The 12,323-nt window shown below is 31.0% G+C and carries 10 protein-coding genes; 6 read left to right on the top strand and 4 right to left on the bottom strand.

Annotation, left to right across the window (positions count from 1 at the left end):
• Positions 1 to 8: 8 nt before the first annotated feature.
• A complete protein-coding gene (locus Q0X52_RS04485; protein WP_297575398.1) occupies positions 9 to 1,097 on the top strand; it encodes a DNA adenine methylase in 1,089 nt (362 codons plus the stop codon).
• The gene (locus Q0X52_RS04480; RefSeq protein ID WP_297575396.1) at positions 1,094 to 2,428 is read left to right on the top strand and encodes an MATE family efflux transporter; all 1,335 of its coding nucleotides are present in this window, start codon (positions 1,094 to 1,096) and stop codon (positions 2,426 to 2,428) included. Before Q0X52_RS04485 ends, Q0X52_RS04480 begins: the two co-directional genes overlap by 4 nt.
• Before the next feature lie 1,007 nt (positions 2,429 to 3,435).
• Here the strand turns inward: Q0X52_RS04480 and Q0X52_RS04475 are convergent.
• Positions 3,436 to 4,317, bottom strand: a complete 882-nt coding sequence (locus Q0X52_RS04475) for a carbon-nitrogen hydrolase (protein ID WP_297575394.1) — start codon at positions 4,315 to 4,317, stop codon at positions 3,436 to 3,438.
• A gap of 33 nt (positions 4,318 to 4,350) precedes the next feature.
• Positions 4,351 to 5,214, bottom strand: coding sequence for a cation diffusion facilitator family transporter (locus Q0X52_RS04470; RefSeq protein ID WP_297575392.1), 864 nt, complete (start codon positions 5,212 to 5,214; stop codon positions 4,351 to 4,353).
• 209 nt (positions 5,215 to 5,423) lie between these two features.
• Between Q0X52_RS04470 and Q0X52_RS04465 the strand changes: the two genes are divergently transcribed.
• Positions 5,424 to 6,242: a class I SAM-dependent methyltransferase gene (locus tag Q0X52_RS04465; RefSeq protein WP_297575390.1), complete on the top strand. Its 819-nt coding sequence runs from the start codon at positions 5,424 to 5,426 to the stop codon at positions 6,240 to 6,242.
• A 317-nt stretch (positions 6,243 to 6,559) separates the two neighbouring features.
• On the opposite strand, the gene Q0X52_RS04460 is transcribed toward Q0X52_RS04465, so the two are convergent.
• Both Q0X52_RS04460 and Q0X52_RS04455 read right to left on the bottom strand, forming a co-directional pair.
• A complete protein-coding gene (locus Q0X52_RS04460) occupies positions 6,560 to 6,838 on the bottom strand; it encodes a hypothetical protein (protein ID WP_297575388.1) in 279 nt (92 codons plus the stop codon).
• A gap of 158 nt (positions 6,839 to 6,996) precedes the next feature.
• Positions 6,997 to 7,242 carry a helix-hairpin-helix domain-containing protein gene (locus tag Q0X52_RS04455; protein ID WP_297575386.1) on the bottom strand — a complete coding sequence of 82 codons (246 nt, stop codon included), beginning with the start codon at positions 7,240 to 7,242 and terminating at the stop codon, positions 6,997 to 6,999.
• Positions 7,243 to 7,671: 429 nt separating this feature from the next.
• Here Q0X52_RS04455 and Q0X52_RS04450 point away from each other — a divergent pair, with 429 nt between their 5' ends.
• Genes Q0X52_RS04450 through Q0X52_RS04440 form a run of 3 tightly spaced genes read left to right on the top strand, consistent with a single transcriptional unit; the run spans position 7,672 to position 11,494 of the window.
• Positions 7,672 to 9,777 carry an N-6 DNA methylase gene (locus Q0X52_RS04450; RefSeq protein WP_297575384.1) on the top strand — a complete coding sequence of 702 codons (2,106 nt, stop codon included), beginning with the start codon at positions 7,672 to 7,674 and terminating at the stop codon, positions 9,775 to 9,777.
• A complete protein-coding gene (locus Q0X52_RS04445) occupies positions 9,765 to 10,973 on the top strand; it encodes a restriction endonuclease subunit S (RefSeq protein ID WP_297575382.1) in 1,209 nt (402 codons plus the stop codon). The genes Q0X52_RS04450 and Q0X52_RS04445 overlap by 13 nt, the downstream gene beginning before the upstream one ends.
• Positions 10,958 to 11,494 carry a restriction endonuclease subunit S gene (locus tag Q0X52_RS04440; protein ID WP_367173574.1) on the top strand — a complete coding sequence of 179 codons (537 nt, stop codon included), beginning with the start codon at positions 10,958 to 10,960 and terminating at the stop codon, positions 11,492 to 11,494. Before Q0X52_RS04445 ends, Q0X52_RS04440 begins: the two co-directional genes overlap by 16 nt.
• The last annotated feature ends 829 nt before the right edge of the window (positions 11,495 to 12,323 follow it).

Genomic DNA, 12,323 nt, shown 5'->3' with positions numbered 1-12,323 from the left:
GATTGGCGATGCAAGAAAATAGCAGCTATTTAACAGAGCAAATCATCACCTATCTTGGCAACAAAAGGGCTTTGCTTGACTTTTTAAATGAGGGTTTTTTTTATGCAAAAAATGAGCTTGGTAGGGATAAATTTAGCTTTTGCGATCTTTTCAGTGGCTCTGGAATTGTCTCACGGTTTGCAAAAGCACACTCAAATTTTATAGTTGCAAATGACCTAGAGGAGTATTCATCCGTTATCAATCGCTGCTATCTTAGCAACCAGACAAAAGAGCTTTTAGAAAATATAGAGCTCTGTTTTGAAAAATTAAGAGCCAAAGATGAGATAAAAGAGGGCTTCATCTCAAAGCTCTATGCCCCAAAAAACGATAGCGATATCAAAAAGGATGAGAGAGTTTTTTATACTCGCCAGAATGCCCTTGCTATCGATACTATTAGACAAAATATAGAGAAATTTATACCAAATGATCTAAAGGTCTATTTTATAGCGCCACTTCTCTATCTTGCAAGCGTGCATACCAATACTAGCGGAGTTTTCAAAGGTTTTTACAAAAACAAAGATGGAGTTGGCGAGTTTGGTGGCAGAGGAAAAAATGCTCTCTCAAGGATAATGAAGCCAATAGAGCTTCAAAAGCCTATTTTTAGCAATTTCTCTTTGCCATTTGAGGTGCTAAAGAAAGACGCCATCTCTTTATCAAAGCAGATAGATACCGATGTTTGTTATCTAGATCCGCCCTACAATCAGCACCCTTATGGCTCAAACTACTTTATGTTAAATATCATTGCAAACTACAAAGAGCCAAAGGAAATTTCAAAAGTTTCTGGTATCACAAAGGATTGGAACCGCTCTTTATTTAACAAAGAGGCAAAGGCAAAGGACTCTCTTTTGGAAATTGTCTCAAATTTAAGGTCCAAAATCATCCTCATCTCATACAACTGCGAAGGCTTTATCAAAAAAGAGGAGTTTTTAAAGGAGTTAGTTAAATTTGGAGAGGTTAAGTTTATAGAAAAACGCTACAACACCTTTAGAGGCTCAAGAAATCTAAACAGCCAACCGCTACACATAAAAGAGCAGCTCTACATAGTCAAAAAATCATGAGACAAAACAGAGACAAAGTCACGCTTTTTGGGCTTTTTATGCCAACCTATATAGATATGATGCTTCGGCTTCTTACTATATTTATCAATATCTATATGATTAGCAAAATAGATGTAAATTTAGTAGGTGCAATGGGCGCTGGCAATCAAGTCTTTTCGCTCTTTACGACTATTTGCAACTTTTTAGCCATAGGCTGTTCTGTGGTAGTTGCTCAAGCAATTGGTGCAAAAAAAGAACTTCTTGCCATTAGAGCAACTCATACAAGTATCACACTAAATGCCATTGTAGGGCTTATTTGTGGCTCTTTGGTCTTTTTCTTTACGAATAGGATTTTGGAGCTTTTGCAAGTTCCAAATGAGGCACTAAATGATAGCTATGACTATCTACACATCATCTCAATAACATTTATAATAGACGCCATCGCCATTGTAACAGCAACTATAATACGAGTTTATAACCACGCAACTAGCATGATGACGATTGCAATATCTATGAACGTAGTTACACTTATCATAAACTATCTAGTGCTTTTTGAGCCATTTGGGCTGCCCTATCTTGGGCTTAAAGGTGTGGCTTACTCTACCATTATAGGTCGCATTTTTGGTATTGTGCTAATCTTTTTTGTGCTTATAAAGATAGTAAAAATCCCGCTCTATCTTAAACTTTTCTTTCGCTGTAGATTGACAACAATTCAAAAAATTCTCTCTATCGGTGTGCCAAGTGCAGCAGAAAATCTGCTATGGATGGGGCAATATATGGTAGCTTTTAGCTTTGTTGCAAGTATGGGTAAAGAGAGTCTTACAGTGCAGACCATCTACTTTTACATCTCATCAGCGATATTTTTTCTATCAACCTCTTTAAGTATTGCAAATGAGGTGATAGTGGCAAGGCTAGTTGGCAAGGGCAAGCTTCAAGCTGCATATTTAAGAGGACTTAAGAGCCTAAAAATAGGCGTTATCGCAACTATCTTTTTAGTTTTTTTAGTCTTTCTTGCCAAAGACTTTATCATGCAAGAGTTAAGTCTTGATGAGAACTTAAAAAGTATCATGCTGCCGCTTTTTGTCATCTCACTTTTTTTGGAACCATCAAGAGCACTTAACATCATCATGGTAAACTCACTACGTGCAAGCGGTGATGCTAAGTTTCCATTTACGATGGGAATTATTTTTATGTGGGGAGTCTCCATTCCGCTTGGCTGGTTTTTGGGTATCTATCTTGGATATGGCATAGTTGGAGTTTGGCTTGGTTTTTGTGCTGATGAGTTTTTAAGAGGGCTAGCAAATACAGTTAGATGGCGAAACAAAAAGTGGCAGAGCAAACGTCTTTTATAGCTATTTTGAAATTTAACATCTCATTTGACTAGGTTAAAAAGTAAGTTAATTACCCTAGCTCATTTGAATAGACATTTACAAAATGAGATATTAAGGTGCTTTTTAGTTGATAGATAAAAGAGTTATGAGTTAGAAAAAGTTTTATATAGGCTTTGTTAGTTTTTAAAAAGGTTGTTTTGTGAGATATGGTTTTTGGACTCTTATTTTTAATATTTTTATCATTTTATACTCTATTATTGCCATAAAATTTGGAAATAGTCCCTTAAAAGCTAGATTGGTTTTAGTTTTATGTGCCTATTCTTACATAATTATTTTTGAGCCGCACTATTTTATCTCTCAAAACAGAAACTATTGCCTTTTATTGGGTGTAGTTTGTATTATAATTGTTGTTAAAGTCCTTATTATGGGGCTTTAATTTTATTGGTAGATAAAAGCTCTTTGACTTCTATCTTATTGACAGGACTGTAAAAAAATCCCTTTTAAACACTACATTTTCATCTTTTTTGTAATGTAGATTTTAAATTTGTATTAAAATTAGAAAAAGTTTTAAAAGCTAGGTGGATTAAGTGGTAGTGAAAAATTAATTGTTAAAATCATTAGCTTGTAAGGCTATTAAAATAGAGATGCAAATAGCACCAATAAAAAGCTTCATTTCTGAATAAAAAGTTTCGATATTGCTACTAGGTATGGTTAAATATACGATTATAACTGAAATAATTAGTAATATTATTCTGAATGTTATATTTTTCAATTTGTATCCTTAAAGTATTTAATAAGGTAACTCGTCTATTATACCATAGAGCAAAAGCCCCATTTGGCTTATACTTTCATTAAAGTATTTTTAGTAATATTCATAAATTTCAACATCTCTAACTCTAAATCGCCTAAATTTCATATCTTTTAATTTAACAAAAGGAGCTAAATTTAAGCATGAAAAATGATAGTTTTAAAAGCCAAAGAGCGATAAACAGCTGATATATCAAAGCTCCAAATTTCCAAATTTAGAGCTAATCTACATATCTTTTCAAGAGATTTTGATAGGCATCAACTCTCCTATCTCTTAAAAACGGCCACCATCTCCTAACCTCTTCACATCTTTTTAGGTCAATCTCCACAACGCTGCTTAGCTCATCTGTAGAGTTTGAGCGAAACAGCTCTTCACCTTGCGGCCCAAAAACAAAGCTATTACCCCAAAACCTAATCCCACCATCTCTAGCAGGCGCCTTTTCAAAACCAACTCTATTGACTGTAACAACAGGAACGCAGTTGGCAACCGCATGACCTCTTTGCACAGCAACCCAAGCCTCTAGTTGGCGAGATTTCTCATCGTCGCTATCACTATCAAACCAACCAATAGCAGTTGGATAGATGAGAATTTCTGCTCCATTTAAAGCTATAAGTCTTGCTGCCTCTGGATACCATTGATCCCAACAAACAAGCACGCCAAGCCTACCAACACTAGTATCAATAGCACCAAAGCCCAAGTCCCCCGGCGTAAAATAAAACTTCTCATAAAAATTTGGATCATCAGGTATGTGCATTTTGCGATATTTGCCAGCCATTGAGCCATCTTTTTCAAAGACATAGGCAGTGTTGTGATAGAGCCCAGCAGCTCTTTTCTCAAAAAGTGAAGTTACCAAAACTACACCATTTTTCTTTGCAACACCGCTCCAAAAAGCGATATCTTTTTCAATCTCATTTGCAAGCTCAAAAAGCTCAACATCTTCGCTTTGACAAAAATAGGCACTTTGATGAAGCTCTTGAAGCACAATAAGCTTAGCACCCTCTTTTGCTGCATTTTCTATAAGAGAGAGTGTTTTTTCAATGGTACTTTTTTTATCCTTTAAAAAAGCGTGAGAGATTAGCCCAACCTTTAATCTATCTTTCATATCAACTCCTTTTTTAAAGAGATTATATCAAATTTAAAGGTCCTCTCTAGGGTCAAAATGTATCTCAAAAAACCATTTTTTATCGCTAAATTTATCCCTTATAAGTCCCTCAAGCTTATCGCCAATATCGTGAGCATCTTGAAGTCTGATATCGGGCGAAAAGACAAGATGGAGGCTTAAAAAATAGTCATTTACAACTTTTCTGCTTTTTAGATCGTGAAAGCTCTTTATGGGGCTAATTTCGCCTATCATCTGCTTTATTTTGTCTATAACTTCATCCTCTATAGCCCTATCAAGAAGTGTTGAGATACCGCTATTTGCAAGTTCATAAGCGCTATAAATAATATAAAAACCAATCAAAATTCCAACTCCAGAGTCAATCATCTCATATCCAGTTATTTTAATGGCAACAAGAGCAAAGATAATGCCAGCATTTGCGATAAAATCGCTTTTGTAGTGAAGCAGGTCTGACTTGATGATGAGCGAGTTGGTACGCTTTGCCTCTTTTGACAGATACCAAATGAGAAAAATAGTGGTAAAAATCGAGACAAGCATAACAGCAATAGCAATATCAAAATTTAAGTAACTCTCCACAATAAAGAGCTTTTCAATACTTTTGTAGATGAGAAAAACTCCAACACTTGCAATAAACAGTCCCTCAAAAAGCGCCACCAAGCCCTCAATCTTCCCAAAACCATAGTTAAACTCTCTATTTGGACTATCGTTTGATTTTTTAAGGGCAAAAAAATTAATGACCGAGATAAAAGAGTCAAGCAGTGAGTCGATTGCAGAGGCCAAAATAGAGATAGAGCCACTCAAAAAACCAACGCTAAACTTAAACATTGCAAGCAAACTTGCAGCAACAGCTGCTACTATAGGAGCCCTACTTTTTATCATCTATCAACTCCTTATGATTATCAATTAATATTTATAATGATACCACACAAACTTAAATAAGAGCCAAATTTAAAGATATTTCTGCTTTAAATTTCAAAACCACTCAATTAAATTTAAGCAAAATTATAAGGCAAATTAAGTGGCTAAATTTAATTTTTTTTAATGAAAGTAGCTGTAATATTGATATTGATTTTTAAAAAGGAGCTATTATGCAAAAAGTTGATTTTTCAAACTCAGTAAGTGAAACTTTGCTTATAAATTTATATTTTCGAAGCCTTGAAAACAAAATGCCAGAGCCGATTTTAAAAGATAATTTTTCGCAAGATATTATAAAAAATATCGATTATGACTTTTCGAAATTTGACAAAAGCAAGCTAAGCCGCGTTGGTTGCGTCATAAGAAGCCGGTTTTTTGACGATGAGATTTTAAAAATAGCTAGTAAAAATAAAAATCTAGTCGTAGTTCAAGTTGGCGCAGGGCTTGACACGAGGCCTCTAAGACTTTGTGAAAAGTTAAAAGGTGCATATTTTTATGATATAGATCTAAGTGATGTTATAAATTTGCGTGAAAAACTTGTCAAAAAGGTGGAAAATAACTTTTATATAGCCGCTTCCATGCTAGAGTGTGCGTGGATGGATGAGCTTTTGCAAAAGCATAAAGGGGCAAAATTTATCTTTGTGCTTGAGGGCATTAGTATGTATTTTAGCCAAGATGAGCTAAAAGGCTTTTTCATAAATCTGCTTGATAGGTTTGATGGCGTTATTATGCTTGATTGTCTAAATAAATTCACATCCAAAATGAATACAAAACGGCACGATACAATGAAATTTATGAAAAAGGTTGAAGTTAAATTTGGAATCGATAGCGAAGATGAGATTTTGGCATGGGATAAGAGGATAAGTTTTATAAAAAAGGGAGTGATGATTGATATGTATAAGAACCGATGGGGCTTTTTGGGCTTTATTTTTAGAAACTTTATACCGGTTTTAAGAAACACATGCAATATGTATCTTTTCAAGCTAAATTGATAGTTAAATTTAACTTTTATCCAATCTAACATGCAAAGGTTATACAGATTATCAAAGTAGAAACTAACAACAGAAAAGCAAGGTTAAGGGCTGTAGGTAAGGAGTAAAAGCTATTTTTTTCTCTTAGATTTTCTATACAGATAGGGATTAACAGGGTTATCATCTTGCCAAAGCCCCATCTTATTAGACTTTGCAAACTCTAGACTATCCACCAACTAAACAGAGTTTTGGAGTTTTATTTTGGTGATGAGAGAAGTTAGTCGTATTATCCATTGCTTTTTTAGCATTTTATTGCACTAAAATTTGCAAATTGCTCTCTATCTCAATCTATATTTTTTTATAATCCTATCTCTCTCATCTACTAGAATCTTTTCACACTCAGCATAGGTTTTTTCTTTTGAGTATTCTTGCCAAATTTTATCTGTTAAATCCCAAAAATTATGCAAGTCATCGTTTTTATAAGTTTTATCTATAATATTTTTTTCTCTCATAAGTCGAGTTATCAGATCTGCACAATAACTGCATTTGGCTCTTAAATTCTCAAACTCATCACCGCTCATTGCCCTATCCCAATCTAAGTCTAAATTTATATTCATTTTAGATCCTTTCTAGTAATCTTTAACTCTAATTCAAATTTAAAGTTTTATAGCGGTTAAAAGTCGTGTAAATAGAATAGAAAGACTTTTAACCCATTTAATTTAAAAGCTCAAATTTAGACTATTTAAAACTTTAGAGCCAAGCTATTTTATGAAGGCTATTTCCCCTCCACCTTTATATCATCTTTTATAGCTTCAAATTTCTTATCACCTATGCCTTTTACATTTTTGAGATCTTCTATCTTTTTAAATTTATTCTCTTTTCTATATTCGATGATATTGTTAGCTGTTGTCTCTCCAATGCCCTTTAGACTCATAAGCTCCTCTTTAGAGGCAGTGTTTATATTTACAGCACCAAACAACAAACTAAAACTAAAAACAAACAATAACAATAGTTTTTTCATAAATAAATCCTTTAAATAATAATATTTATTCAGTATATAAAATAGTTATTAATATATTCTAAACTGGTATATATTATTTAACATGTTCATTAATATTACAAAGTGAAAAGAATATGATTAAATCAAATTTAATAAATTTACTTTTATAAATTTGATTAATTTAAAATATAGAAGATCTGCTATGATAAATATTTATTTTTTATATCCTTGTTTGTTAAAAAAATGATTTTTATGATAGTTGTCGTCAAACTGATTATTATTAGTTTTGCTGTGATATTGAACACCAGCACTAATACAAGCATATTATCAGCCTATTTGCAATATAATATATTTTAGCAATTAGGCAAATAAAACGTAAGATAATTTGTTTGACTCTGTGGGCTAGAAAATTGAAAATATAATTTAAAACTTACAATAGGATAAAATAACATGGGAAAATCTGAACAGATGATACAAAACGAAATATATAGCAATAATACAACCATTTTAGACAAATATGAGTGTTTAAGCTTAGGTGCAACTACAATTAATAATTTAATGAAATCATCAATTATAAAAGAATACTCATTAAATAAAAACGTTGGCACAAAAAAGCCTGACGTATTAATAATTGATAGTGAAAAAAATGTAATTATCTATGTTGAGCAAAAAAGACCAAGTAGGTTAAAAAGTAAAAAAGATATAAAAGACGCTATAAATCAAGAGCTTTATGTTGCAAAGGCAATAAATGCAAAAATATATGTAGTTAGTGACGGAAATTCATATATTTGGATTAATCCTAAAACCGGCAATCCAATTATTGATGAAAATAATAATCTAATCAATTTAGAAATCAAACCAAAAGAAAATGGAAAAGAAGTTGCTAAATTAATAAATGATATATTGATATCAATTAATGATGAGTCTGATCAAATACTAAAAAAAGAATTTTTAGATCCAACAGATTTAGCAGTAAAAATAAATAGAAAATTAGTAAATTTGACTTTTGCTTCAGCAAAAATGTCTTTATATACTTTTGTAGAATTGTTTTTATTCAAATATCTATCAGATATTGGAGTATTAAGTGGAGATAGTTCATTTTCTTATATCGCAAATATGTACAAGGAAGAATATAAAAAAATAGACCCAAGTATCAATGACGCAAAAATATTAGGTAAATACTTAGATGGTCCAAGAGAAACTATGAGGACTCTATTTCCAGAGGGAGAAGATGGTACAAGCATTATAAATGGTCAAGTTTTTCATGTTAAAAAAGATGAATATAATCAATATGTAAGCCTTGATAATACAGATAAAATATTTAAAGAAGTGGTTTTAGAGTTTGAAAACTACGAAAAAGAAAATGGAAAATTCATTCATATAAGTACAGATTTCAAATCAAAACTATTTGAAACATTCATGAAACATAGTGATGAAAAATCAAATATGGGACAGTTTTTCACACCATTAAAGATAGTAAATGAAATGATTGAAATGGTTGATATATATGAGGGAATGTCAATATGCGACCCAGCTTGTGGAGTTGGAAAATTTATTTTGGAAGCAATAGAAGATAAAATTCCTGAATACTTTACCTATAAAAAGAAAAAATTAGAAAAACGAATTGAAATAATTGGCTACGATAAGATGATGTCTGAAAGAGATGACTTAACAATAATACTTGCTAAGGCCAATATGCTTATTTATTTCTCTGAACTTTTTAAGAAAAATAACTCTTTACAAGATGTTAAAACCATATCTCAAAGTCTACTGAATGAGTCTTATTACCTATATCAAACAATGCTTGGAACTTTAGGAGAGTTAGAAGAAAATAAATATGATTTAATACTCGCAAATCCTCCTTACTATCAAAGCAAGGTAATGATGGAAGCAGCAAGAGATACTGGATATTACGATTTAAACGGTGCAGGAGTCGAAAGCCTGTTTTTAGAATGGATATTAAAATCTTTAAAGCCAGGTGGAACTGCAAATGTCGTATTGCCTGATGGTATATTTTCAAACTATGCTAACTCTAAATTAAAAGAATATATGCTAAATAATTTCTTTATAGAAGCAATAATTTCCTTGCCGGTAGGAGCATTTTTCAACACACCTAAAAAGACTTATATATTGACAGTTAGAAAAGCGACAGAAAGAGAAAAAGAAGACAATAAAAAACAAGATTATCCAGTGTTTTCTTACATTGCAACATCTATAGGTGAAAGTCTTGATGTATATAGGTTTGATATAGAAGATAACGATCTAAAAGAAGCTGTTGCCAAATACAACTTCTATAGAAAAGAAGACAAAAACAATTTAAGAGGTTTGATAAAAACTCATATTGAATCAGACCCTAAGTTAAAACTAATTGATATAAAAGAATTTGATAAGGATAAATCCTGGATAATAGAAAATTTTTGGTCAGAAGAAGAAAAGATAGAAATAGGTCTTAAGAAAGCTAAAAAGATAGTTACTGTAGATGAATTTCAAATGTTACTTGATGATATGATTTCTCTAATGAATGAATTCAAGGAGGAGTTAGAATGGCTGAAGTAAGATATAAGGAAGTTATGATTGGAAGTTTATATAAATTTGTAAAAGGAACTAATAAAATCAATAAAAAAATAATCGATGAGAATAAAGGAGAATATCCTGTTTATTCCGGCTCTAAATTAAATGATGGACTTATGGGTTATATTAATTTTTATGACTTTAACGGGGAATTTATAAGAATAATTACAGTTGGCAAAGTAGGAGAAATTAGCATAATTAATGGAAAATTTTCTTTAGCACAAAATAATGGCGTTTTAGCATCTAAGAATATAGAAAAAACTAAATTTATATTAAATGAATATTTGAAAATAATATTGTTAAGTAAATTAAAAAATAAAGCTAAGGGAGCTGATACGGGAAATAAGCAACAGAGTTTGACTAATAAACAGATATTAGAAGCTACAATCAGTTTGCCAATTGATTGCGATGGTAATTACGATATAGAAAAACAAAAAGAAATTGTGAAAAAGTATGAAATAGTTGAGGAAAAGAAAAAAGAATTAAAAGAAAAGTTAGACTACTTTAAAGATGCTCAAGTAGATTTTATGAACTCAGAAATTGGGAGAAGCAAAAAAGTAAAAATCAAAGATGTTTTCGATTTATCTGTGAGCTCTAATGGCTCAAATTTCACAAAAGCTTTTATAAAAAATAATAGTGGAGATATTCCAGTATATGGAGCAAGTAAAGAAGATGAAAATCCATCCTATGGATATGTAATAGATAATGCAATAATAAAAGAAAAAAGAAATAATAAAACCCAAGAAACAAAAGTTAAATATTTTAACGACTGTATAACTTATAATATAGACGGCTTTGCTGGTTATGTTTTTTATAGAAGAGGTAAATTTAGTTTAAGTGAAAAAGTTCGTCCACTAATAATAAAAGATGAATACAGAGATTTTTTAAATCCAGAGTTTTTGAAATTTGCTATAGAGCCAATATTCAGAAATAATAGAAAAGGTCGCTTAGGAGAAAATGAAAAAAATGAATATACTAAGCTTCATATAAATATGATTGAAGATATAGAAATTAATATTCCTATAAATGAAGATGGAACTTTCGATTTAGAAAAACAAAAGCAAATTGTAAGCAAGTATAAAGCTATTGAAGAAATGAAGAATTCAATTTTAGAAAAAGGGCTTCCGTTCACTCTTTCAAGTGTGCAGTTTGATAGCGAGACTCCATATATATATATATAAGGGTTAGGGATTTATTTGATATACAAAGAGGCAAGTCGATTTATACAAAAACTTATTGCAAAAACAATAAGGGAGAATATCCGGTATATTCAGCAGATAACAATAATCCTTTGGCGTACAGAAATAACTACGATTATGATGGTAAATATCTTAGCTCATCAATAAATGGTATTGCTGGAGTTTTGACAATTTTAGATGGAAAATTTTCTACAAATGCAGATCGAGTTGTTTTTATCCCAAAAGTAGAAAATATTAATCTTGATTATGTAAAAAATATTTTAGAGCCAATTCTTAGAAATAAAAACAAAGGAAGAAAGGGTCTAAAAGGGAAAAATGAATTTACAAAACTTACACCAAGTATGATAGGAAATGAGATGATTCCAATACCATATAACATCAAAGGTGAACCATCTTTAGATAAGCAAAAAAAATTGGCTGATAAATATAAAACAATAAACATGATAAAAAACAAAATAGAAAAAAACTTCAATGAATTATTAAGAAATGAGATAGTTTTTTAGGCAAAAGTAACGATTATAAATTAAAATCTAGTCGCTTTTTATTGCAAAAACAGAGGAGATAAATTGGTAAATAAGCCAAAAGAATTGAAATTTGCTATAAACTATCATTCGCAAGAGTTCAAATGGTTATCTATATTTTTAGAAAAGTTATCATATCCGTAGCCTAAATATTTACTAGGCTCTAAATCATCAGCTAATTTTTAGATTGTTTGATTTGATGTAGCGATGTTTTTTATAGCATTTACATCAGCTTTTGTAGTTTGGAAATGAGCATTATGATTTGGCTCTGTGTTTACCTTGTCTTTTATGCTCCCAGTCACTGCGTCCTTGATTATCTACTATTTTAGATGGTTCAGTTTGCCTGTTGTTGTATCTTATATCTTTTGCTAATTTGGAGTTATAAAACCTTTTTCCATTTTATTTTTGTTTAAACCGTTTTGAGGTACAGCACATTTAAGTTAGAAATTAAAAGTGGATTAAAAGAAGTCAGTTCTCCATTAAATTTTTTGCGGTATCGCCCTTAATTTTATCTAAGATAGCTCTTTTTTATATAAGTTATTACCCATTTATTTTCTCCAGCATTATTGCATCCTTTTTCAGGACACGCCAAATAAAAATTATTAACTTTTTATATCAAATAGTTTAAATAAATAAAATTCTTCAAAGTTGTTATAAAAATTAAAATTTGACTATAGTTTAAAAAGTATCTTAGATTTATTATTTTAAAAAATAAACCACTATTTAAAAATTTAGAGATAAGCTATTTTGTAAAGGTTACTTCCCCTCTACCTTTATATCATCTTTTATAGCTTCAAACTTCTTAGCACCT

Source organism: uncultured Campylobacter sp., from assembly GCF_947255105.1.
Taxonomy (GTDB): Bacteria; Campylobacterota; Campylobacteria; order Campylobacterales; family Campylobacteraceae; genus Campylobacter_B.
Note: the sequence above shows the minus strand (reverse complement) of the source record. Positions and strands in the feature narration are given on the sequence as shown.